Source organism: Mangrovimonas sp. sgz306409, from assembly GCF_059735265.1.
Map to the genome: position 1 here is coordinate 100,789 of NZ_JCAPEU010000009.1, position 22,019 is coordinate 122,807.

The window sequence follows — 22,019 nt, forward strand, 5'->3', positions numbered from 1 at the left end:
GGGCTAAGCTCTAACTTTTGCCCTATATTTGCTGTAAATAAAACCTTATGTCATTTAAAGACTTAAATCTCAACAAACCCCTTTTAAGAGCCATCGCCGAAGCTGGTTATGACGATCCTACCCTTATTCAGGAAAAAACCATTCCTGTTGTATTGGAAGGAAACGACCTAATAGCCTCTGCACAAACGGGAACCGGAAAAACAGCCGCCTTTGCGCTTCCCATACTGCAACTGTTGTTTGACAAGCAGGATGCGCCTAAAAAAGGCAAAAAAATAAGAGCTTTGATTGTAAGTCCTACAAGGGAATTAGCTATTCAAATTGGCGAAAACTTTAAAACTTACAGCACATACACCAATCTTAGATCTACCGTAATTTACGGAGGTACGGGCATCGAACCACAAATTGATGTGCTCAACAAAGGGGTGGATATTTTAATTGCAACTCCTGGGCGTTTACTGGACCTCCATAAACAGGACGTCATTAATTTGGATTATGTTGAGACCTTGGTTTTGGATGAAGCCGATTTAATGCTAGACATGGGATTTATTGATGATGTGAAGAAAATAGAACGCCTGTGTCCTGAAGACAAACAGATTTTGCTGTTTTCGGCCACCATGCCATTTAAGGTGGAACAGTTGGCCAATACCATTTTAAAATCACCGCAACGTATTGAAGTAACGCCTACTTCCTCCGCGGCGAAAGATATTAGCCAAGTCCTTTACTATGTTCCTAAACGCAATAAAATTGAACTTTGTTTGCACTTGCTTCGTAACACCATCAAAGGGAGTATTCTAATTTTTAGACGCACCAAATTTGGTGTGGACAAACTGGAGCAGACCCTTCTCAAAAATGGTTATAAAGTTGAAACCCTTCACGGAGATAAAACTCAAAATGACAGACAGGAAGCTTTGAAGAAGTTCAAAAATGGCTATGTAAACATTTTAATCGCCACAGATGTTGCCGCACGTGGAATTGACATTAATGAACTGGATGCAGTCATCAATTTTGATTTACCAAATGTGCCAGAAACCTATGTGCACAGAATAGGAAGAACAGGTAGAGCTGGTAATATTGGCCACGCCTATTCCCTTTGTTCCGCCGACGAAAAAACATATATTAAATCCATTCAACAATTAATTAATGTACAAATACCAGTAGAGGAAGATCATCCCTATCCTTTAGATCCTAAAGCAAAGCCAGAGGTTCATCGCTCAAAAAAAACAGGCAGCAAGCATAAAAAAGGGAGAAAAGGAGAAGGTTCCAAAAAGAAAAAGAAACGCTGGTATTAATATTAATCCTCAATCAAACAATGAAATACTTCGGTATATTTTTAATTATTTCCGTATTTACAACACAAGGTTTTGCTCAAATTGACTTGTTGCATCACGACACCCAGCCAAGTGAAATGGCCGTTTCCATACCCTTCGAAATTGGTGACCAAGTTACCATGTATTCTTCAGTTTTGGACGAAGACCGTGTTATCAACGTCTATTTACCTAACAGTTATTCAAAGGCAACACATAAAAATTACCCCGTAATTTACCTTTTGGACGGAGCAAGGGATGAAGATTTTATCCATATTTCAGGACTGGTGCAGTTTGCCTCTTTTTTATGGATCGACATGGTTCCTGAATCCATCGTTGTAGGTATTGCCAACATAGATAGAAAACGCGATTTCACGTTTCCTCCTAGTGTAGCAGACCATTCACAAAATTTCCCAACGGCAGGAGGTTCTGAAAAATTCATCAATTTCATTGAGATGGAATTACAGCCTTACATTGAAAAAAGCTACAGAACCACTAGAACCAAGACCATCATTGGTCAATCCCTAGGAGGACTTTTGGCTACCGAAATTTTATTCACCAAACCTCATCTCTTCAATAATTATCTTATTGTAAGTCCTAGTCTTTGGTGGGATGAAGAAGCTATTTTGAAAAAACAGCCAGCTATCATCCATGCTAATTACAAGGTAGCAAAGAATATTTTCATTGCGGTAGGAGGACAAGAAGATGACGTTATGAAACGTGAAGCCAAAGCTTTATACACGCTTTTACAGGGTAGCGAAAATAGCGCCATTACCACCAATTTTGAATTGTTCGAAGAACAAAACCATGCAGACATTTTACATTTAGCCGCCTACAAAGGCCTTCAAACTATTTTTAAAAAAGAAGAATAATTACACTTTAAGTCGGCTGTTGAAATAATGTTTTAATAAAGGGATTTGCACCATCACCATTATTGCCAACATAGCCATTCCATACATTGTAGACTGTGAAAATTTAATTCCCGAAAACACATTCAAATTAGGGATTTTTAAATTTCCCAAAGGAAGAGTTAATCCCAATCCTTTTGACTGGGAAGGTGCAATAAATGCAATATAAAGCACCAAAGCGCATAAACCAGCCGAAAGCAGCCACCACACTGTTTTTGGTATCAAAGGTTTGTAGGCGATGCTTTTTGACACAGATAACTGATTAATTTCCTGCATCACTTTTGAAGTAAACTCAAACGACGGTGATTCGGTTTGAGAATTCTCCATGAACTTTTCAACCAATTGCTCTAACTCTTTATCGTGTTCACTTTTCATAACGCGCTATCATTTCAGGTTCTAATTGTGCTTTTAATATGGAAGCCAACTTTTTTCGGCTTCTAAATAATTTTACTTTGACATTATTGGGAGTAATACCAACCACTTTAGAGATTTCCTCCAAACTCTGTTCTTCAAAATAAAACAAGGTCAACAAAAAACTGTCCTCACCGGGAAGTTGCTTTAAACACTCTTGGATAAGCTGGGATTTTTCCGCTTCCAAAATACTATCCAAAGCATTGTCCAATGTTTTTATTTGGGGCATTGTAATGTCATCTACAGGTACATTGACTAGGTACTTTTTGTTCTTTTTAATGCGGTCCAGACAACTGTTATAGGCCACTTTATAAATCCAAGTCGACAATTTAGAATCTCCTTTAAACTTCGGCAAGGATTTATACACCTTTATAAAAGTATCCTGAGCCACTTCCTCTGATTCTTCCCTATTTTTCAACATTCTAAACGCCAAAGTAAAGACCATATCCTTGTAACGGTCTACCAATGTGGAAAATGCACTAGTGTCCCCTTCAATAATTTGGTTGATGATTATATGCTCTTCGATGGCCATGTGATAAATAGGACGGCTCCTTCACATTTGAGGTTACAACTTTTCAAGAAAAATATTTTCCCAACTTTTTGTAACCTCAATGGAAAACGTATCGTCATAAGATAAAAACATATTAAAAGTAATCAATTAAAAAACAAATATCATGGAAGAAATATTAATACCTATTAGCTTTTTCTTGGCCGTTTTCGGGGTTATCTACCTTTTTTTATCCACCAGAAACAAAGAACGTTTGGCCTTAATTGAAAAAGGCGCAGATGCCAGCATTTTTACAATGGGGAAGCAACATACGGCACCCATTTGGAAAGTCATCATTTTAAACCTAGCACTTTTACTAATGAGTATTGGGGTAGGCATTTTTGTATCACAATTACTTGTATCTATTGGAGTAGATGAAGATATCGCCATGCCAGGAACCATCTTTTTAATGGCTGGAGTTGGCCTATTCATAGGTTTTAAAATGACTCAAAATTTGGATAAGGAATAAATTACAAGCCTAATTTATTACCTCAACACCGTAAACTGCCATTCGTCGATGGCAGTTTTTTTTATGCTTTAGAAACTGTATGGAATCCGTATCTTTAAAACCTTAAATAAAATTTTATTGTTTTAATGAAGAAATTATTAATTGCTGCAGGTCTAATCGCAACCTTTATTGCTTGTAAAAATGAGACCAAACCAACAGAAACAGATTCTCAAACAATCAATGCAAATATGCCCAATGCCGACTTTGACAAAGTATTGGAAGCTTATTACCAAGACGCCTTAAAATTGAATCCTTTAAATGCCACTGCAGAGGGAGACAACAGATACAATGATTTGCTCCCAAACATGTTATCGGATGAGTTTATGGCCAAAACCAAGGCTCATTATACCAACTATAAAGAGCAAGTAAATGCATTCCAGGATGCCCAATTAAACGAGAGCCAACAACTTTCAAAAGCCATCCTAAATTGGGAATGCGATATCAATTTGGAACGCCTTACGTTTAGAGAAGACTTAATGCCTATCAACCAATTTTGGTCCCTGCCTTTAATGATTGGCCAATTGGCTAGCGGTGCTGGTTCGCAACCCTTCAATACCGTTGAAGACTACAACAATTGGCTACTTCGTGTTGATGGTTATTTGGAATGGATGGCCTCTGCAGAAGCAAAAATGAAAGAAGGTGTATCCAAAGGCTATACCCTTCCAAAATCATTGATTACAAAAGTCCTTCCACAATTGGAGGCCCTTACCAACGCTACTACCGAAGAGCATTTGTTTTTCCTTCCTATTAAAAACTTTCCAGAAGATTTTACCGAAGAAGACAAAACCAAATTGACTGAAGCCTATAAAAACCTTATCGAAACCAAAGTGGTGCCTGCCAACAAAAAGTTGTTGGATTATATGAGCAAAGACTATTTGGAAGCTGGAAGAACTACAAGTGGTATTTCAGAAATTCCAACTGGACTCGATTACTATGCTTTTGCGATTAAGCAGTACACCACTACCAACATGACGGCCGATGAAATTCACCAACTGGGATTGAGTGAAGTTGCTCGTATTTCTTCTGAAATGGAAAAAGTGAAAGCTCAAGTTGGTTATGAAGGAGACCTTAAAAGTTTCTTCGATTTTGTGAGAAACAATAAAGAACTGATGCCATATAAAGAAGCGCAACAAGTGATTGATCACTTCAACAATATTCATGCAACCATGCAACCACAATTGGAAAAACTGTTCGATTTAAAACCAAAAACCCCATTTGAAGTAAGACGTACTGAGGCATTCAGAGAAGCTTCGGCCAGTGCAGAATACAGCCCAGGTTCTGTTGACGGAACAAGACCAGGTATTTTTTATGTACCTGTTCCAAATGCTTCGGAATACAACAACTTTATGGACGAATCATTATTCCTGCACGAAGCCATTCCAGGGCACCATTACCAAATTTCATTGCAACAGGAAAATGAAGAGTTACCGAGCTTTAGAAAAACCTTATATTACAGTGCCTATGGCGAAGGATGGGCTTTGTACACGGAATCCCTTGGAAAAGAACTAGGACTTTACTCAGATCCCTACCAATATTTTGGAATGTTAAGTGCCGAAATGCACCGCGCTATCCGATTGGTAGTCGATACAGGAATCCACACCAAGGGATGGTCTAGAGAGCAAGCCATTCAATATTCCTTGGAGAATGAAGCAGAAAGTGAATCAAGCATCATATCTGAAGTGGAGCGCTACATGGCCATTCCGGGACAAGCACTTTCATACAAAATTGGCCAATTGAAGATTCTGGAATTGAGAGCCAAAGCCGAAAAGGAATTGGGCGACAAATTCAGTATTTCTGAATTCCACAACCAAGTATTGGAGTCTGGAAATATGCCATTGGCCTATTTGGAAACCAAAATAAATACTTGGATAAACGCTAATAAATAATGCGACACATTTTATTCTATATAAGCATCCTATTTTGTGGTGGTTTGGCAATGGCCCAAACCACCATTAAGGATGGAAGCACAAATGAACCTATTCCATACGCCACTATTTCCTTCGGGAATGGCAACGGTATTTTTGCTGATGATGCCGGCATGTTCATCTTCACCAAAAAGCTATATCCGGATATTGATTCTCTTTTCATTTCGGCCTTAGGATATAAAGACTTAGGAGTTTCTACAGAAAATCTTCCAAAAATCTTGCTCTTAGAACCTCATATTGACCAATTGGAAGAAGTGGTTTTAAATGTAAATGTGCAAAAAGAGGACCGAAAATTTAAAAAGGAAACGCAAAAACCCTATTTGGATGACGACTACTATAAATGCTGGTTACCAACCATAGAATCTGAAATTGCCGTCTTTTTCCCAAATGAAACTTCACAAGACAAAGAAATAGCTACCATTCATTTTCCAATTACTTTGGAATCTAAAGACTGGGAAAAGCGTAAAAAGGCCAATGCCGACAAACAACCGTTTTCTACCCTCTTTAAAGTTAAATTTTACGAGAATAAAGAAGGTTTCCCTGGAGACGTATTGACCTATGAAAACATCGTTTTTGTAGCAACCGAAAAACACGGCGATGTTTTTGAACTTGACGTAACCGAACACGAATTGGATTTCCCTGACAATGGTTTTTTTGTATCGCTTCAAGTATTGGGTTATACCGATAAAAACGGAAAATTGCTACCTAACAAAAAATACAAAGAAGTGAAGTCTAGAGATGGAATTTTAAAAATCCCAACCAATTTTAGACCGCTGCTACCATTTACAGATGAAATTGCAGAAAATAACACTTACATAAAGCGGGTATTCCTAAACGATAATGAGTGGGTTCGGTTTGAAAAAGGAAGCGGGATTGAATCCTCCCTATTAAAATCCAACCTTACCAATTATGGTATTGGAGTAACTTACAAAGTTTTTAAGGAGGAATAGGCACTATTTACTTCACAGGAAAATCAAAATAAGTGTCTGGAAATGGCTCCCAACGCAAGGTGAAATGCCACCACTCCTTTGAATAACTCCTAAAGTTATGCTTATTCATAACCTTTTGCAGTAATTGCCGGTTTGCCTTTTGCTCATCCGTAATACCTTCATAAGCCACCCATGAAGGCATTCCAAAAAAATCGTAAGGACTTCCCATATCCAAAGGCTCTAAAGTTTCGGCATCTACAATGGTAAGGTCTAGGGTACTCCCCCTACTGTGTCCAGAGCGCGTCGCAATATAGCCATCACGAAATAAATATTTCTTATTGACATTAGGATAGAATTCTTGTTTTTGAATCGTGTCCGTCAAATTACGTGCCCATTCCATAAAATGGTTAACAGATCGTTGTGGCCTGTAACCATCATACACCTTTAAGCACAAGTTTTGCTGTTGCAGTTCATCTTGCACCAACTTCAAGGCTTCTGCTGCCTGCTTGGTCAATATCAACCTATTGGCTTTATAACCTGTAATGGTATCTCCAACAAAATTATGGGAGCTGTAATATTTAAGCTCCACCTCAATATCTGGAATAACAGAATCGGCATAAACAAAACCTTCGGGTAAGGTATTTGCCTCCTGTAATTTAAAAGCAAGACTTACTACTATAAATAGTATTATCAGTATTTTGTTCTTCATAATGTTAAGCTAATTTAGAAAAATTAAGGCTATGGATTTATTTTCTGATGAAAAACTGATTTGGAAATTGCCTGATGCAGACCTTATTTACATCGCAAATTTCTTCTCAAACCAAGAAGCTTCCAATTATTTTGAAAGGCTTTTGGAAGATATTAAATGGCAGCAAGATGAAATAAAAGTATTTGGAAAAACCTATCAACAACCAAGATTAACTGCTTTATATAGTGAAAGCAATACGCCTTACAGTTATTCAGGTATTACAATGCATCCTAATCCGTTCTCCAAAGATCTTTTGGAAATCAAAACTAAGGTTGAAGAGGAAACCCAACATCATTTTAACTCCGTGCTTTTAAACCTCTACAGAAATGGCAATGACAGTAATGGTTGGCATGCAGACAATGAGGCTTCATTAGGCATCCACCCTGTGATTGCTTCGCTAAGTTTTGGTGAAGATCGCTATTTTCATTTTAAACACCGTCAATTAAAAAATGAGCGACATAAAGTACTATTACAACATGGAAGTTTATTGATTATGAAAGGTGCTATGCAGGAACATTGGTTGCATCAAATTGCCAAAACGAAACGAAAGGTTGATCCAAGAATCAATTTAACGTTTAGAAAGTTGATTTAAAGAACCCTATAAAAAGAAAAAACCGAGATCCCTCAATCTCGGTTTTCCTAATTTGCTGTTTTACATGTGTAGATTTAGGGTCTCTAAAGCCAACAACATAATGCAAATATTAATTAATTAATCCATTGAACTAAAAACTAAATTTCTAGTACACTTCAAATGTAAAACAATATTTCATTGCATCGATTAAAATACACAATAAATCGATGAAATACATATAACTTTAACATTTAAAGACAAAAACACACGTTTTACCGACAAAATGCATCTTGAATTTTTCAATTTTCTCATCTGAAAAAGCAACATTTTAATAGAGAAAACGTTTCCCAAATAGAATGATGGGTACTTTTGTTTAAATTTGAAAATAAACCAAGGACCAGCTATGAAATCTATTTTTTTCCTTTTAACCTGTTTTGTTTGTGTCAACTTTAGTTTAATGGCACAGGAAGCAAATTTCATCTCTGAAAATATCTCTGTAAATGAAATTATTGATGGCACCTTATTATTACCCAATGGCATTCAAAAGCCGCCATTGGCAATTTTAATTGCAGGATCTGGCCCAACAGATAGAAATGGAAATCAAAATTTTGCCAAAAACAATTCACTAAAAAAATTGGCAGAAGCTTTAACTAAAGAGGGTATTGCTACATTTAGATATGACAAGCGTTCGGTGAAATTATTACAAACTGGAAAGTTAGACGAAGAAATCATGTTTGACGACTTTGTAACTGATGCCTCGGATGTACTACAATATTTCAAAAAGAAAAAGGCCTTTTCCAAGATATACATCATAGGACATAGCCAAGGTAGCCTCATAGGCATGTTGGCAGCCAAAGACAATGCCAATGGGTTTATTTCGTTGGCAGGACCAGGTAAAGGTATCGATGTAGTTTTGAAAGAGCAAATAGCCAAAAGTGCACCTCAATTTTCAGAAGAAAGTAACAGAGTTATCGATATTTTAAAGTCTGGCCAAACTACTACGGAGTACTCTCCTGCCCTAAACTCCATATTCAATATAGACATTCAACCATTTATGATTAACTGGATGCAGTATGATCCACAAGCTAGTATTGCAAAACTCGACATGCCTATCTTAATACTAAATGGCACCAATGATTTACAAATTTCCGAGGCAGATGCGGAGCTATTGAAAAGTGCAGCGCCAAATGCCCAATTGAAAATCATAGATAAAATGAATCATGTATTCATAGAAGTGGATGACAACGAACTTGAAAATTTTAAAACTTACAATGATGCCTCTCTGCCTATTTCTCAAGATTTAGTAGAAAGTATTTCGGCTTTTATAAAATCAAATTAACCTAGGCACATTCAAGTTAAAAGATTCATTTTCAAATATTTTACTAAGATTAACGAAAAATAAGGTTGCTAATCGATTAAATTGTGTACGTATAGTTGTGTTAAATTAGTTTTAATAGGATTACCAATCCCACTAATTAACCATGCGAGCAACAATTTTACTACTTGTCACTTGCCTATTGGGAATATATTCCTCCAAAGCCCAGGAATTTGCCATAGGAGCCAAAGGGGGATTAAATTACTACACTATAGGCGATATCAATTCTAGAGGAGGTTCATTTCAAACAGGTCACCCTGATGAATTATTCTCCCCAAACAAGGAATTAGGTTATCAATTTGGAGGTTATTTTACTGTTGAATATGGCAAGTTCTTTCTAAGACCTGAAATAGTTTATTTGTCCTCCAAAAACAGTTATGACTTTCCGGATAAGACAGCCTATTGGAAAACCTCAAGAATAGAAGTACCTATCTTGGTTGGTTTTGAAATTTTTGATCCTGTGTCTATTTATCTTGGACCTGGATTCAATTTTTATAATGATACCACCCTTGATGGCGTTCAAGTAACGTCCTATAGTGATGGAGGTCCAGATTTGGATACAACCACGGTAAACTTCAGTTTTGGGGTTATGGTACGTTTTGGTAGATTTGGAGTAGACCTAAGGTACGAGCAAGGTATGAAAGAAACACAAGAAGAATTACTGGACATTGTTTATAGTGATTACGGAGTCAACTTAGCAGATCTAAGATCCTATAAACCCAATATGCTACGCTTAAGTGTTTTTATAGACATCTTCCGCACCAACCCAGATGATCTCGATGGCTTTTTCTCAAACCTATTCAAGAGCAACAAATGCCATTGTCCTTATAATTAAATTATCACCCTATATAAATGAAGAAAAGCACCCTTCAAAAGGGTGCTTTTCATTTCAACTAATTAACCAACCAAATGTAATATCACTATTACGATTGCATAAATTCCAATAGTCATGCCAAAAACAATTTTGTCATGATTAAATTTTTACATATCTTTATGATATCATTTTAATATCACTATAAATCAATCAAAGATGAAAGAAGAAAAAATTATCGTTCCTGCCAATGGCTATCTTATGCTGTTTCTATTTCTTGCGCTATTTTTTGGAGGTATTGCGGCTATCGCCATATTCCAAACCCCTTGGTTTGTATTTGCCATAATTTTGTCTATCCTAATTGCTTTAGGTTTTATAATGGTTCAACCAAATAACTCTAGAGTTTTATTGCTGTTTGGAGAATACAAAGGTTCTGTAAAAAAGAATGGTTTCTATTGGGTGAATCCCTTTTATACCAAAAAGAAAATATCACTTAGAGCCAGTAATTTTGATAGCGAACGTCTTAAGGTAAATGACAAATTGGGGAATCCAGTAATGATTAGCACCATTTTGGTTTGGCGTGTACAGGACACCTACAAAGCCGCTTTTGATGTAGACAATTATGAGAACTTTGTAAGAGTGCAAACCGATGCCGCTGTAAGAAAGCTGGCAAGTATGTACCCTTATGACAATTTTGCAGACGAAGGTCATGACGAAGACATTACATTACGTTCCAGTGTAAACGAAGTTAGTAATGCTCTTGAAAAAGAGATTGACGAACGTCTTTCCATCGCCGGTATAGAAGTTTTGGAAGCAAGAATTGGTTATCTAGCCTATGCTCAAGAAATTGCAAATGCCATGCTAAAACGCCAACAAGCTACTGCCATTGTTGCGGCCAGACATAAAATTGTGGAGGGAGCGGTAAGCATGGTGGAAATGGCCTTGGAAGAACTCAACAAAAAAGAAATTGTAGAATTGGATGAAGAACGCAAAGCCGCTATGGTTAGCAACCTCATGGTTGTTCTTTGTGGCGACAAAGATGCTTCTCCAGTATTAAATACAGGAACCCTAAATCATTAATATGAAAGAATACAAAGTAAGCACCAAATCCATAGGACTTATAAATCCTAGCCAAAAACTTGAGGACCACCTCAACCAACATGCTCGTGAAGGCTGGAAGGTGATACACATCAATGCATCCATGACAACCATAGTTTTTGAGCGTGAAAAATTTAGATAAAACATCTTAAAAGCACTTCTTATGGAAAAGGAGTTTTTTGAAAAACAACAAATAGGAAATTGGATTTATATCCTGCTAGGGGTAGATTTTATGGTAGTTTCTCTTTTCCTTTTTAATGAATACAAGAAAGGAGAAACCAATTTAAATGAAACTCTTTTGAATCTAGGTTTTGTTCTAATTCTAAATTTATTAATAGTTTTTTTTATTCGAAATAATGCTATCTATACAAAGGTGTCAAAAGAAGGTGTCCTATACAAATTCCCTCCTTTTTGTAGCAAATGGAAATTGATCCCGTTTGAAAAAATTACAGATTTCCAAATTCAGAATTATTCCAGTTTTAACCATGGTTATGCCGTTGGCAAATGGAATCTCTTTTCCAAAGAAGATACCATAACAACATTAGGAACAGACAAAGTAATGAGGATCATGTACGATGCCAAAAAACCACTTCTTATAAGTACCTCCAAGGCCAATGAATTTTATGATACATTGAAGAAGTTTAAATCGGAAACCTACAAACCAGAATTTATAGAAGAAAATTATGTCTAAAAAGAAAGCTTTTGCATTACGGATTAATGAAGAGATGCTCAAAGCCATTGAAAAATGGGCTTCGGATGAGTTCAGGAGCACCAATGGCCAAATTGAATGGATGCTGATGCAAAGTCTTAAAAACCACAATAGAGCACCAAAAAAGAAAACAGATTCAAATGAAGAAAGCGACACATAGAGGTCGCTTTTTTTTGTGGAATAATTTTGTCACTTTTGCAGCTCAATTCACTTACCCATGAGATATTTTTTTTATTGCGTCATTAGCTGTTTATCAATGTTTTTTTCAATCCAAAACAGCCATGCACAAACCGTTTATGTTGGCAAACCCGAAAGCGCTTATTCCGAAGATTTTGAAATACCTGTTGCAGTAGACTCTATTAACTTCAGTAATTTCTCTTTAACCATCTCGCCTACGGATTCAGCCCTAAAACTGGAGCAAGTTATTCTGAACAAAAAACTATCCCAAGGTTCCTTAAGTTTTTCTAAAAACAATGGAAGCTATACCATAAAATATTCAGGAAATGCTCCAGTCGCTATAGCAAAAAAACAAGCTTTATTCAACATAAAAGCGCACACTCAAGAACGTTTTAAAGACGCGCAGCTACTTACTATAGACAAAGCTCAATTTGACCATGCAGGCACCGTTGTTCAAGTGGCTTCCAAAATAGAAAATAGCACCGTCAATAAATTTGTATTGTTTAAAAATGACGCCATTGTATTGGGATTACTAATGTTGGCACTAGGATTTGTGTTCTACACCGAATCGCAAAAAAAGGGATTCTGGCCAGTATTCTATAAATATGTTCCAGGCTTATTGATGTGTTATATTATTCCTGCAGTCTTCAATTCTTTTGGATTAATCTCTGCCGACGTTTCCAAAACCTATTTTGTGGCTAGTCGCTATTTACTGCCAGCATCCTTAGTTTTATTGACCATTAGCATTGACCTTAAAGCCGTTTTCAATTTAGGTTGGAAAGCTTTGGTGATGTTCTTTACGGGTACCATTGGTATTGTAATTGGTGGTCCAATTGCTATTTTAATTATTTCTACCTTCTCTCCCGAAACAGTTGGTGGCGTTGGCCACGATGCGGTATGGAGAGGTTTAGCCACTTTGGCCGGAAGTTGGATTGGGGGTGGCGCTAACCAGGCAGCTATGTTGGAAATCTATGAATTCAACCAAGAACTTTACGGGGGGATGGTATTGGTAGATATAGTTGTGGCCAATATTTGGATGGCAGTCCTGTTATTGGGAATTGGAAAGCGGAACAAAATTGACAATTGGCTAAAAGCGGACAACAGTGCCATTGACAAACTACAGGAAAAAGTTCAGAATTTCAGTGAAAAGATTACCAAAAACCCAACACTCACGGACCTTATCGTTATTTTGATGTTTGCCTTTACATCAGTTGGAATTGCTCATTTTTCTGCGGATAAAATTTCGACGTTTTTATCTGACAATTTTGAAGCTGTAAGCAACCCAAAAAGTGCCCTTTCCTCTTTTGGAAGTCAATTTTTCTGGTTGATTTCCATAGCTACATTAATTGGTATTTTATTGTCATTTACCAAAGCTAAGAATTACGAAGGTGCTGGTGCCAGCAAAATAGGGAGTGTTTTTATTTATGTTTTGGTAGCTACAATTGGAATGAAAATGGACCTTGGTAAAATTTTTGAAAATCCAGGATTAATTTTAATTGGTTTGGTTTGGATGACCATCCATGCTGGCCTTCTCATTTTGGTCGCCAAACTTATTAGAGCTCCTTACTTTTTCATGGCTGTTGGAAGCCAAGCGAATGTTGGAGGTGCCGCATCGGCGCCTGTTGTGGCAGCTGCTTTCCACCCTTCCCTTGCAACGGTTGGTGCCCTTTTAGCAGTATTTGGTTATGTGGTGGGAACCTATGGAGCCCTCCTATGTGCCGAGTTGATGAGAATCGCTTCGGCCGGTTAGTTTTTAATTTTTTTTTATAAGATATTTGCCATCCAATAATTTTTTAAAATGAAGAACGCATTAATAGTAGCCCTTGCCTTTTTGGCAATTTCCTGTGGAACGGATTCTCACGATTTAACAGTTAAAGTTCGTGTTGACGGTTTAAAAAAAGGAACCGTTTACCTTGAGCAGCAGCAGGATTCAACTTTTGTTGTTGTAGATTCGGTTGTCGTGAATGGCAATCCCGAATTTCAATTGCACAGCAGCTTAAACGAACCTCAAGTTTTGTATATAAAACTGAACAAAAATGACAATGACGATCGTTACATTTCATTTTTTGCGGACAAGGGCATTACTGAAATCAACACAACCCTAAAGAACTTTAATTTTGATGCCTCTATCAAGGGATCAAAACAACAGGAGGTTTTGGAAGAATACCTATTGATGATGTCTAAGTTCAATAACAAGAATTTGGATTTGATCAAAGAACATTTCGAATCGGAAAAAAGCAATGATTCTACCAGCTTTGATTTCGAAACGCAATACAACACCCTTATAAAACGTAAATATTTATATACCATCAACTTTGCTGTAAACCATAAAGACAGTGAAGTGTCACCATATTTGGCCCTAACGGAAATCCCAAATACATCGGTTAAATATTTAGAAACCATTTACGATGCTCTAAATGATAACATCAAAGCATCTCTTTATGGTAAAAAATTAAAAGCTGAAATTGAAGTTAGAAAAGCAGATTCCACAACTGTTGCTACAGATGCAGAAGACGCTCAATAATATTTTGAAACATCATTAAAAAAGCCAGCATATTGCTGGCTTTTTTATTTACAGTAATGAAATAATACTTCTGTAATAATTTCGTTACCTTGTAGAGAAGTTAATTTTATGATTTTGAACAAGGAACGCTTACGAAAATGGGGAAAACGAATTGGTTATGGTCTACTACTTCTAACAGCTCTTTTAATTTGCTTTTATTACAGTATTTACTTTGGTGCTTGGGGAGAAATCCCAAGCAAAAATAAACTCTCTAGTCTCAAACAAAGCCAAGCAACTCAGTTACTTGACAGCAACAACAAACTTCTTGGCAAGCTATATGTGTACGACAGGCAATCCATTCCGTTTGCCGAATTTCCGCAACACCTTATCGATGCTCTCATCGCTACAGAGGATTCAAGGTTTTACGAGCATCATGGTATTGACAACAAAAGTCTTTTAAGAGTCTTTTTCAAAACTATTCTCATGGCCGATAAATCTTCGGGAGGCGGTAGTACTATCACCTTACAATTGGCTAAAAATTTGTTTGGGAGACAAGATTATGGCGCCATAAGTATTGTGGTCAATAAAATAAGGGAAAGTATCGTGGCCAAAAGAATTGAGGATCTATATTCCAAAGAAGAAATCCTGACACTGTACCTTAACACTGTTCCCTTTCCGGACAATACTTATGGTATTGAAAGTGCCTCCCAAAAATTCTTTAATAAACATGCCAAGGATTTAAACCTTTTGGAAACTGCTACACTTATAGGTTCTTTAAAAGCAAATAACAGCTACAACCCAAGGTTATTCCCTGAAAATTCGATGGAAAGAAGGAATGTTGTGCTCAACCAAATGGTAAAATACTACTATCTTCCACAATCTAGCGTTGACAATATTGTTGAAACTCCCATTACCCTAGACTATCAATACTATGCCCCAAATCAAGGTTTAGCTCCCTATTTTAGAGCTGAAGTAAAAAAACAGTTGGACTTCATTTTAAAACAAAAACAGTTTAGAAACTCCAATGGAGAGCCCTATAATATTTTCCATGACGGTCTAAAGGTGTATACTACTTTGGACAATACCATGCAACAATATGCCGAAAGAGCGATGAAAGAGCATATGAAAAATCTTCAAAAGCAATTTGAAAAAGCTTATGGGAACAATGCTCCTTGGTTAAAGAATAAACCTGCTTTTCTTGCTGCCAAAAAAAGGTTACCAACTTACAAGCGCTTGAAAAATTTAGGTTTGGATGAAAAAGCTATTCAAGACTCTTTAAACAAGAAAAAATCCACGGAACTTTTTTCATGGGATGACAACAGTATTGCCTCTCTATCCACATTGGATAGTTTAGAATACTTCTCCAAATTTCTAAACGCAGGAATGGTTTCTGTAGAAGCAAAAACAGGAGCTATCAAGGCTTATGTGGGAGGAATCGATTATAGTTTTTTCAAGTACGACCACGTGGCCCAAAGTAAACGCCAGGTAGGTTCTACTTTTAAACCAATTGTCTATACGGCCGCACTGGAAAATGGCATGGTTCCATGTACTTATTTCCCTTTAAAAGCCATTACCTATACCGATGTGGACAATTGGACGCCTACAAACGCTTCAAAAGAAGAGGACGAAAACCTTAACTATTCTCTTCAAAAGGCCTTAAGTAATTCAGTCAATACAATTGCCGTAAAAGTATTGTACGAAACGGGAATCGATCATGTGATATCCATGGCGCACAAAATGGGAATGGCTTCCGAAATTGAAAATGTGCCTTCCATTGCCTTGGGTTCTTCAAATCTTAGATTATTGGAACTTGCCAAAGCCTATTCCAGTTATGTCAACAATAGCCTACCGTCAACGCCCATATTTATCACTAAAATTGAAGATAAGAATGGTAATGTCATTGCCAGTTACGAAGACCTCTATAAAAGTCCAAAAACTGCAGAAAAGGCCTTTAGCGATAATACTAGACAAGTCATGTTGGAATTCATGAAAGCTACGGTTAACGAAGGTACAGCACAACGCTTGCGTACTTCTTATAAATTCAGAAATGATTTAGCAGGAAAAACGGGAACCACCCAAGATAATAAAGACGGTTGGTTTGTTGGCCTAATGCCAAACTTGGTCACCATTACCTGGGTTGGTAACGACAACCAGCAAATTGGGTTTCAAAGTACCCGAATGGGTCAAGGCGCCAATTCGGCATTACCCATTTTTGCCAATTACTTAAAACTGCTTAACCAAGATTCCAGGTTCAACCGTTATACCAGAGCTCGCTTTGAATCTCCTTCCTTTGAGGTCTTGGCGAGTTTAGATTGTCCGCCTATCCAAGAAGACAACTTTTTACAACGTTTACTTGGCAACAAAAAGGACCAAAGAGAATTTAAGAAGAAAAAGAAAAAAGGGATTTTTTCATGGCTGAAGCGCAAAAAGGATAATTAACAAAAAAGCATAAAAAAAGCCTCTCAAAACTGAGAGGCTTTTTAGAGCCGATAGAGGGACTCGAACCCACGACCTGCTGATTACAAATCAGCTGCTCTAGCCAGCTGAGCTATATCGGCAAAGCGAGTGCAAATATAATCCTGAAAACTATATTTGCAAACATTTTTTTAAAAGAAATTATCCTAAAGCGTTAATTTTTTCAATCAGTGTTTCTGCGCTTTCTTCCAGCTCTTGGTTAATAGACTTAAAATGAGCTTTTTTGTCTTCTACATTCTTGTCATTCACCTTTGCAATTAAAGCATCAAATTTTTCAATTGCTTCGTCAATAATCGCTTCGCTCTTCTTTGTGTCCTTGTCTGTATTGTTATATTCCCATACATACACAGCCTCAATAATATCGCCTAAAACGTAGTTAATGTCCTTTTTTAGGTTTCTAACATTTGCCATAATTTGTAATTTTAATTTGCTACAAAAGTAAGTAATTAATTGAAATAAAGTGAGGTCCTTCCTCTAAATACAAAGCTTTGTAAAAGCTTTGCAGTTTTAAACGTAAACTTCCAGAAGTGTGGCATCCTTGGCATCTATAGTAAACGTATCAATAGCATATGGCATCAATACGGTTTCACCTTTCACCAAGGTTTCCTTAGCCCCTTCAGTTTCTATGGTAGCTTTTCCTTCCACACACATATAAATAATAAAAGAATCGTGAGTGTTCTTCTTTTGCAATTTAGAACCTACTTTTAAATAATTAGTAGTAAAATATGGGCAGCTTACCATTTCATTAGATTTGTTTGCATCAGTAGGATACTCTACCCTAAAGTTGTCTGGCATATCAAAATCTATCGCATCAATTGCCAAATCGTTGTGCAACTCCCTTCCGTTACCATTGCTGTCTACCCTATCCCAATCATAAACCCGATAAGTAACATCGCTGGTTTGTTGTATTTCTGCCAAAAGCACCCCTGCCCCAATGGCATGTAAACGTCCTACTTCAATAAAATAAGTATCTCCTGTGCCTACTCTATCGAAGTTCAATATTTTGGTCAAGGTCTTTTTTTCTAGATGCTTTAAGTACATCTCTGGGGTTATCTTTTGGTTGAAACCAACAATAAGATTAGCGCCTTGATCTGCCTGCATGACATACCACATTTCGGTTTTACCGAATGAATTATGGCGCTTTAATGCCAATTCATCATTGGGGTGCAATTGGATGGACAAATCTTCCCTGGCATCAATGAATTTGATAAGCAACGGGAATTTATCACCAAAAATTTTATAGTTATTTAGCCCAATAAGCTTATCCTTATAAGTATGTAATAATTGCTTTAAGGTTTTACCTTTTAAGGCTCCATTAGCCACTACTGAAGTGTCCCCTTCCACATCACTAATTTCCCAGCTCTCACCTACATTTTTTGAAGTTCCTTTTTTATGTAGTACTTTTTTAAGTTTTTCACCTCCCCAAATTTTATCTTTCAAAATGGGGTCAAATTTTATGGGGTATAATAATTCGTTCATGCGTTACAGTCCTGAGTAGGTTACATAATTTCGTTGGGTTTCATATAAGGTGACTTCCAAATCGAGTTTGGAATCCAATCGGGCCTTGAGTTTGTTATAGATTACCACCACAATATTTTCAGCAGTGGGATTTAGGTCCTTAAATTCTTCGACCTCCAAATTCAAGTTTTTATGATCAAAAGGTTCCTCCACTTCTTCCCTAATGATATTCTTTAAGACTCTAAGGTCCATAACATAGCCTGTTTCTTTATCAATCCGTCCCGTGACGCTCACTGATAATTCGTAGTTGTGACCATGGTAATTGGGGTTACTGCATTTTCCAAATACCTCTAAGTTTTGCTCGTCCGACCAATCTTTCCGATAAAGCCGATGTGCCGCATTAAAATGGGCCCTCCTACTTACAGTGACTATCATTTTGAAATATTTATATGTTGGTAGAATTTTTCAAAAATAATCTTAAACCATGCTGTATACACTTCTGGGTGTGTGACCATATCGGTCTTTACTTCTTCCAATCCCATCCATTTCCAAGCAGCTACTTCGTCTGGGTTTATTTCAGGTTCTTCATTGTAATGTCCCACCAAAATATGGTCAAATTCATGCTCCGTAAGCCCATTGTCAAAAGGTGCTTTATAAATGAAGGAAATGGTATCTTTCAAATCAGTTACAAAGCCCATTTCCTCCTGCAATCGTCTTTTCCCCGCTTGAATATTGGTTTCCCCAACACGTTGGTGACTGCAGCAGGTATTGGTCCACAACCCTGGTGAATGATATTTATGAAGTGCACGCTGCTGCACCATCAATTCATTTTTATCATTGAACACAAACACAGAAAATGCCCTGTGCAACAATGCTTTTTCATGAGCTTCCATCTTGGCCATCGTACCAATTTGCTCATCGTTTTCATTAACTAAAATGACTTGTTCTTCAATCATACCGTAAAAATACCAATCAAATTTCAAATGAACATAATCCTTAGCCTAATTGTTTGCGTGAAAAATCATAAAAACAAGGATGATTACTTTTAAGTGAAATTGGTTAAAGTTAAATATACATAAGTCATCAAAAAATAACGTTTATACTATATCCTCTGCAAATGAAGCTCTTAAAAAGTGGAATCCTTAATTGTAACATGCCTGAAGAAGACGTATATTTGCCGTCCAATTTAAGCGCATGAATTTTAAAGACGAAATCAAAAGAAGACGTACGTTTGGTATCATTTCTCACCCTGATGCCGGAAAGACTACTTTAACAGAAAAACTCTTGCTTTTTGGTGGGGCCATTCAAGAGGCCGGTGCCGTAAAAAGCAACAAAATAAAAAAAGGAGCTACGAGTGACTTTATGGAAATTGAACGCCAAAGAGGGATTTCTGTAGCTACTTCGGTACTTGCTTTTGAGTACAATGGTATAAAAGTGAATATCTTGGATACACCAGGTCACAAGGACTTTGCCGAAGACACTTTTAGAACCTTGACCGCTGTTGATAGTGTTATTGTTGTAGTTGATGTAGCCAAAGGGGTTGAGGAGCAAACCGAAAAACTGGTAGAGGTTTGTAGAATGCGAAACATTCCAATGATTGTGTTTATCAATAAATTGGACCGGGAAGGAAAAGATGCCTTCGATCTTTTGGATGAAATCGAACAAAAATTAGGCTTAAGTGTAGTACCATTGAGTTTCCCAATTGGTATGGGGTATGACTTTAAAGGTATCTACAACATTTGGGAAAAGAACATCAACCTATTTAGCGGCGATAGTAGAAAGAATATTGAGGAAACTATTGAGATTTCTGATTTGGAATCACCAGAACTGAACAAATTGGTAGGTGATAAAGCAGCCGATACCCTTAGAGAAGAAATAGAATTGGTACAGGGTATCTATCCCGAATTCAGTAAGGAGGATTATTTAAGTGGTCAACAACAACCTGTATTCTTTGGTTCTGCCTTGAACAATTTTGGAGTTAGGGAATTGTTGGATTGCTTTGTAGATATTGCACCTTCCCCTAGACCAAAACAAAGTGAAGAGCGTTTGGTAAATCCCGATGAATCAAAATTTACCGGTTTTGTATTTAAAATCCATGCCAATATGGACCCCAACCACCGTGACCGTTTGGCATTCATTAAAATTGTATCCGGAGAATTTAAACGTAATGCGCCCTATCTTCACGTTAGAAATAACAAGAAACTGAAATTCTCTAGTCCAAATGCCTTTTTTGCAGAGAAAAAGGAAATCGTAGATATCTCCTACCCTGGTGATATTGTTGGACTTCATGATACAGGTAACTTTAAAATTGGAGATACGCTTACCGAAGGTGAAACCATCAATTACAAAGGAATTCCAAGTTTCTCTCCGGAACACTTTAGATACATCAATAATGCCGACCCATTAAAGTCGAAACAATTGTTCAAAGGAATTGACCAATTGATGGACGAAGGGGTTGCTCAGTTATTTACACTGGAACTCAATGGACGTAAAGTAATCGGTACTGTTGGAGCCCTTCAATATGAAGTAATCCAGTACAGATTAGAGCACGAATATGGAGCCAAATGTACCTACGAAAACCTAAATGTTTTTAAGGCTTGTTGGGTAGATCCTGAAGATGTCAAAAATGAAGAGTACAAAGAATTTTTGCGTGTGAAGCAACGCTATTTGGCTAAAGACAAGCAAGGACAACTTGTATTTTTGGCTGATTCCGCATTTTCATTGCAAATGACACAGCAAAAGTACCCGTCAATTAAGTTCCACTTTACTTCAGAATTCAAGTAATAAATTAATATTTCAATCGTTTTAGTAAGAAATTAAATACAAACGAAAGGGTTTAGCACTTATTTGTTGTCGCTTATCGAAAATATTGTTGAAAGATTCGGCATTTTGATAATTTCAACCTGTGAAGATAACCCCAAAATCGTCTACTTATGAAAATCCAAGCTAACCAATTCAGTAATGGAGACATTACTGTATCTTTCGATCCTTGCCAATGTATCAACTCAGAACGATGTGCCAAAGAACTTTCTAGTGTCTTCAGGCATTCTGTTATTCCTTGGGTTGATTTAGACGGAGCTCCAAGTGAAAAAATCATTAAACAAATTGAAAAGTGTCCTTCTGGGGCCTTAAGCTATAAAGCAAAAGTTGCAGAGTTTGCTTAAAAAACTTTCAATTCAATACCATAAAAAAAGCCTTTGATAATCATCAAAGGCTTTTTTTTTATGCTTGTCCCGTTGGTCCAAAATTTAATGGAATTGGTGGTTGCTCATAATCTTTTATCTCACCATGAGCTTGCTCAAATCTATGAACATTATCCCCCAATGCCTTTAATAGTCTTTTGGCGTGCTGTGGAGTCAAAATAATTCTAGACTTCACCTTACTTTTTGGAGTTCCAGGCATTATACTAACAAAATCAACAACAAATTCTGAAACTGAATGGTTAATGATTGCCAAGTTGGAATAAGTTCCTTCAGCAATTTTTTCATCCAATTCAATATTGATTTGTCCTTGTTTCTTTTTCTTTTCTTCGTCTGCCATATGTTATGTTATTCAAATTAAT

At 36.9% G+C, this 22,019-nt stretch carries 25 protein-coding genes and 1 tRNA gene; 17 read left to right on the top strand and 9 right to left on the bottom strand.

Annotated features, from left to right (window positions below; all coding sequences use genetic code 11):
- Positions 1-47 precede the first annotated feature (47 nt).
- Together AC6I5C_RS15055 and AC6I5C_RS15060 are read left to right on the top strand one after the other, a co-directional pair.
- Entirely contained in the window at positions 48-1,289 is a 1,242-nt protein-coding gene (locus AC6I5C_RS15055) for a DEAD/DEAH box helicase (protein WP_497905875.1), read from the top strand.
- 20 nt (positions 1,290-1,309) lie between these two features.
- A complete protein-coding gene (locus AC6I5C_RS15060; protein WP_497905876.1) occupies positions 1,310-2,176 on the top strand; it encodes an alpha/beta hydrolase in 867 nt (288 codons plus the stop codon).
- Here AC6I5C_RS15060 and AC6I5C_RS15065 read toward each other — a convergent pair whose 3' ends face one another.
- Complete coding sequence (locus tag AC6I5C_RS15065; RefSeq protein ID WP_497905877.1) at positions 2,177-2,587, bottom strand: hypothetical protein; 411 nt, start codon at positions 2,585-2,587, stop codon at positions 2,177-2,179.
- Positions 2,577-3,155 (bottom strand): RNA polymerase sigma factor, encoded by a 579-nt coding sequence (locus AC6I5C_RS15070; protein ID WP_497905878.1) that lies wholly within the window; start codon positions 3,153-3,155, stop codon positions 2,577-2,579. Before AC6I5C_RS15070 ends, AC6I5C_RS15065 begins: the two co-directional genes overlap by 11 nt.
- 142 nt (positions 3,156-3,297) lie before the next feature.
- Here AC6I5C_RS15070 and AC6I5C_RS15075 point away from each other — a divergent pair, with 142 nt between their 5' ends.
- From AC6I5C_RS15075 to AC6I5C_RS15085, 3 genes are all read left to right on the top strand, one after another.
- Positions 3,298-3,639 (top strand): DUF6249 domain-containing protein, encoded by a 342-nt coding sequence (locus AC6I5C_RS15075; RefSeq protein WP_497905879.1) that lies wholly within the window; start codon positions 3,298-3,300, stop codon positions 3,637-3,639.
- Positions 3,640-3,764: 125 nt separating this feature from the next.
- A complete protein-coding gene (locus AC6I5C_RS15080; protein WP_497905880.1) occupies positions 3,765-5,564 on the top strand; it encodes a DUF885 domain-containing protein in 1,800 nt (599 codons plus the stop codon).
- On the top strand, positions 5,564-6,553 hold the full coding sequence (locus AC6I5C_RS15085; RefSeq protein ID WP_497905881.1) for a peptidase associated/transthyretin-like domain-containing protein: 990 nt from the start codon (positions 5,564-5,566) through the stop codon (positions 6,551-6,553). The genes AC6I5C_RS15080 and AC6I5C_RS15085 overlap by 1 nt, the downstream gene beginning before the upstream one ends.
- Before the next feature lie 7 nt (positions 6,554-6,560).
- On the opposite strand, the gene AC6I5C_RS15090 is transcribed toward AC6I5C_RS15085, so the two are convergent.
- A complete protein-coding gene (locus tag AC6I5C_RS15090; RefSeq protein WP_497905882.1) occupies positions 6,561-7,241 on the bottom strand; it encodes a M15 family metallopeptidase in 681 nt (226 codons plus the stop codon).
- Between the two features lie 31 nt (positions 7,242-7,272).
- Here AC6I5C_RS15090 and AC6I5C_RS15095 point away from each other — a divergent pair, with 31 nt between their 5' ends.
- From AC6I5C_RS15095 to AC6I5C_RS15140, 10 genes are all read left to right on the top strand, one after another.
- Positions 7,273-7,872, top strand: coding sequence for an alpha-ketoglutarate-dependent dioxygenase AlkB family protein (locus tag AC6I5C_RS15095; RefSeq protein WP_497905883.1), 600 nt, complete (start codon positions 7,273-7,275; stop codon positions 7,870-7,872).
- A gap of 436 nt (positions 7,873-8,308) precedes the next feature.
- The gene (locus tag AC6I5C_RS15100; RefSeq protein WP_497905884.1) at positions 8,309-9,190 is read left to right on the top strand and encodes an alpha/beta hydrolase; all 882 of its coding nucleotides are present in this window, start codon (positions 8,309-8,311) and stop codon (positions 9,188-9,190) included.
- Positions 9,191-9,332: 142 nt separating this feature from the next.
- Positions 9,333-10,061, top strand: a complete 729-nt coding sequence (locus AC6I5C_RS15105) for an outer membrane beta-barrel protein (protein ID WP_497905885.1) — start codon at positions 9,333-9,335, stop codon at positions 10,059-10,061.
- 195 nt (positions 10,062-10,256) lie between these two features.
- Positions 10,257-11,117 carry an SPFH domain-containing protein gene (locus tag AC6I5C_RS15110; protein ID WP_497905886.1) on the top strand — a complete coding sequence of 287 codons (861 nt, stop codon included), beginning with the start codon at positions 10,257-10,259 and terminating at the stop codon, positions 11,115-11,117.
- Position 11,118: 1 nt separating this feature from the next.
- Positions 11,119-11,277, top strand: a complete 159-nt coding sequence (locus AC6I5C_RS15115; protein WP_497905887.1) for a DUF4177 domain-containing protein — start codon at positions 11,119-11,121, stop codon at positions 11,275-11,277.
- A gap of 21 nt (positions 11,278-11,298) precedes the next feature.
- Positions 11,299-11,826, top strand: a complete 528-nt coding sequence (locus tag AC6I5C_RS15120; protein ID WP_497905888.1) for a hypothetical protein — start codon at positions 11,299-11,301, stop codon at positions 11,824-11,826.
- On the top strand, positions 11,819-12,004 hold the full coding sequence (locus AC6I5C_RS15125; RefSeq protein ID WP_076663414.1) for a type II toxin-antitoxin system antitoxin: 186 nt from the start codon (positions 11,819-11,821) through the stop codon (positions 12,002-12,004). The genes AC6I5C_RS15120 and AC6I5C_RS15125 overlap by 8 nt, the downstream gene beginning before the upstream one ends.
- 552 nt (positions 12,005-12,556) lie before the next feature.
- Positions 12,557-13,771, top strand: a complete 1,215-nt coding sequence (locus tag AC6I5C_RS15130) for a DUF819 family protein (RefSeq protein WP_497905983.1) — start codon at positions 12,557-12,559, stop codon at positions 13,769-13,771.
- A 48-nt stretch (positions 13,772-13,819) separates the two neighbouring features.
- The gene (locus AC6I5C_RS15135) at positions 13,820-14,545 is read left to right on the top strand and encodes a DUF4369 domain-containing protein (protein ID WP_497905889.1); all 726 of its coding nucleotides are present in this window, start codon (positions 13,820-13,822) and stop codon (positions 14,543-14,545) included.
- A gap of 108 nt (positions 14,546-14,653) precedes the next feature.
- Positions 14,654-16,963, top strand: a complete 2,310-nt coding sequence (locus AC6I5C_RS15140) for a transglycosylase domain-containing protein (protein WP_497905890.1) — start codon at positions 14,654-14,656, stop codon at positions 16,961-16,963.
- A gap of 45 nt (positions 16,964-17,008) precedes the next feature.
- On the opposite strand, the gene AC6I5C_RS15145 is transcribed toward AC6I5C_RS15140, so the two are convergent.
- The 5 genes from AC6I5C_RS15145 to idi all read right to left on the bottom strand — a co-directional run bounded on the left by AC6I5C_RS15145 (position 17,009) and on the right by idi (position 19,413).
- Positions 17,009-17,082: transfer RNA gene (locus AC6I5C_RS15145), tRNA-Thr, on the bottom strand.
- A 58-nt stretch (positions 17,083-17,140) separates the two neighbouring features.
- Complete coding sequence (locus AC6I5C_RS15150; RefSeq protein WP_053977418.1) at positions 17,141-17,410, bottom strand: hypothetical protein; 270 nt, start codon at positions 17,408-17,410, stop codon at positions 17,141-17,143.
- 96 nt (positions 17,411-17,506) lie between these two features.
- Positions 17,507-18,478, bottom strand: coding sequence for a type I phosphomannose isomerase catalytic subunit (locus tag AC6I5C_RS15155; protein ID WP_497905891.1), 972 nt, complete (start codon positions 18,476-18,478; stop codon positions 17,507-17,509).
- 3 nt (positions 18,479-18,481) lie between these two features.
- Positions 18,482-18,892 carry a 6-pyruvoyl trahydropterin synthase family protein gene (locus AC6I5C_RS15160; RefSeq protein WP_497905892.1) on the bottom strand — a complete coding sequence of 137 codons (411 nt, stop codon included), beginning with the start codon at positions 18,890-18,892 and terminating at the stop codon, positions 18,482-18,484.
- On the bottom strand, positions 18,889-19,413 hold the full coding sequence (idi, locus tag AC6I5C_RS15165) for an isopentenyl-diphosphate Delta-isomerase (protein WP_497905893.1): 525 nt from the start codon (positions 19,411-19,413) through the stop codon (positions 18,889-18,891). Before idi ends, AC6I5C_RS15160 begins: the two co-directional genes overlap by 4 nt.
- A gap of 238 nt (positions 19,414-19,651) precedes the next feature.
- On the opposite strand from idi, the gene AC6I5C_RS15170 reads away from it, so the two are divergent.
- Both AC6I5C_RS15170 and AC6I5C_RS15175 read left to right on the top strand, forming a co-directional pair.
- A complete protein-coding gene (locus AC6I5C_RS15170; RefSeq protein WP_053977414.1) occupies positions 19,652-21,241 on the top strand; it encodes a peptide chain release factor 3 in 1,590 nt (529 codons plus the stop codon).
- Positions 21,242-21,390: 149 nt separating this feature from the next.
- The gene (locus AC6I5C_RS15175) at positions 21,391-21,621 is read left to right on the top strand and encodes a (4Fe-4S)-binding protein (RefSeq protein WP_053977413.1); all 231 of its coding nucleotides are present in this window, start codon (positions 21,391-21,393) and stop codon (positions 21,619-21,621) included.
- Between the two features lie 58 nt (positions 21,622-21,679).
- On the opposite strand, the gene AC6I5C_RS15180 is transcribed toward AC6I5C_RS15175, so the two are convergent.
- Complete coding sequence (locus AC6I5C_RS15180) at positions 21,680-21,997, bottom strand: DUF3467 domain-containing protein (protein WP_076663409.1); 318 nt, start codon at positions 21,995-21,997, stop codon at positions 21,680-21,682.
- Positions 21,998-22,019: the final 22 nt, after the last annotated feature.

Coding starts and splice junctions, on each gene's coding strand:
- AC6I5C_RS15110 (WP_497905886.1), top strand. CDS start 10,257: ATGAAAGAAGAAAAAATTATCGTTCCTGCCAATGGCTATCTTATGCTG.
- AC6I5C_RS15150 (WP_053977418.1), bottom strand. CDS start 17,410: ATGGCAAATGTTAGAAACCTAAAAAAGGACATTAACTACGTTTTAGGC.
- AC6I5C_RS15055 (WP_497905875.1), top strand. CDS start 48: ATGTCATTTAAAGACTTAAATCTCAACAAACCCCTTTTAAGAGCCATC.
- AC6I5C_RS15130 (WP_497905983.1), top strand. CDS start 12,557: ATGTTGGCACTAGGATTTGTGTTCTACACCGAATCGCAAAAAAAGGGA.
- AC6I5C_RS15085 (WP_497905881.1), top strand. CDS start 5,564: ATGCGACACATTTTATTCTATATAAGCATCCTATTTTGTGGTGGTTTG.
- AC6I5C_RS15135 (WP_497905889.1), top strand. CDS start 13,820: ATGAAGAACGCATTAATAGTAGCCCTTGCCTTTTTGGCAATTTCCTGT.
- AC6I5C_RS15120 (WP_497905888.1), top strand. CDS start 11,299: ATGGAAAAGGAGTTTTTTGAAAAACAACAAATAGGAAATTGGATTTAT.
- AC6I5C_RS15090 (WP_497905882.1), bottom strand. CDS start 7,241: ATGAAGAACAAAATACTGATAATACTATTTATAGTAGTAAGTCTTGCT.
- idi (WP_497905893.1), bottom strand. CDS start 19,413: ATGATTGAAGAACAAGTCATTTTAGTTAATGAAAACGATGAGCAAATT.
- AC6I5C_RS15105 (WP_497905885.1), top strand. CDS start 9,333: ATGCGAGCAACAATTTTACTACTTGTCACTTGCCTATTGGGAATATAT.
- AC6I5C_RS15060 (WP_497905876.1), top strand. CDS start 1,310: ATGAAATACTTCGGTATATTTTTAATTATTTCCGTATTTACAACACAA.
- AC6I5C_RS15170 (WP_053977414.1), top strand. CDS start 19,652: ATGAATTTTAAAGACGAAATCAAAAGAAGACGTACGTTTGGTATCATT.
- AC6I5C_RS15175 (WP_053977413.1), top strand. CDS start 21,391: ATGAAAATCCAAGCTAACCAATTCAGTAATGGAGACATTACTGTATCT.
- AC6I5C_RS15140 (WP_497905890.1), top strand. CDS start 14,654: ATGATTTTGAACAAGGAACGCTTACGAAAATGGGGAAAACGAATTGGT.
- AC6I5C_RS15070 (WP_497905878.1), bottom strand. CDS start 3,155: ATGGCCATCGAAGAGCATATAATCATCAACCAAATTATTGAAGGGGAC.
- AC6I5C_RS15115 (WP_497905887.1), top strand. CDS start 11,119: ATGAAAGAATACAAAGTAAGCACCAAATCCATAGGACTTATAAATCCT.
- AC6I5C_RS15160 (WP_497905892.1), bottom strand. CDS start 18,892: ATGATAGTCACTGTAAGTAGGAGGGCCCATTTTAATGCGGCACATCGG.
- AC6I5C_RS15125 (WP_076663414.1), top strand. CDS start 11,819: ATGTCTAAAAAGAAAGCTTTTGCATTACGGATTAATGAAGAGATGCTC.
- AC6I5C_RS15080 (WP_497905880.1), top strand. CDS start 3,765: ATGAAGAAATTATTAATTGCTGCAGGTCTAATCGCAACCTTTATTGCT.
- AC6I5C_RS15180 (WP_076663409.1), bottom strand. CDS start 21,997: ATGGCAGACGAAGAAAAGAAAAAGAAACAAGGACAAATCAATATTGAA.
- AC6I5C_RS15095 (WP_497905883.1), top strand. CDS start 7,273: ATGGATTTATTTTCTGATGAAAAACTGATTTGGAAATTGCCTGATGCA.
- AC6I5C_RS15065 (WP_497905877.1), bottom strand. CDS start 2,587: ATGAAAAGTGAACACGATAAAGAGTTAGAGCAATTGGTTGAAAAGTTC.
- AC6I5C_RS15155 (WP_497905891.1), bottom strand. CDS start 18,478: ATGAACGAATTATTATACCCCATAAAATTTGACCCCATTTTGAAAGAT.
- AC6I5C_RS15075 (WP_497905879.1), top strand. CDS start 3,298: ATGGAAGAAATATTAATACCTATTAGCTTTTTCTTGGCCGTTTTCGGG.
- AC6I5C_RS15100 (WP_497905884.1), top strand. CDS start 8,309: ATGGCACAGGAAGCAAATTTCATCTCTGAAAATATCTCTGTAAATGAA.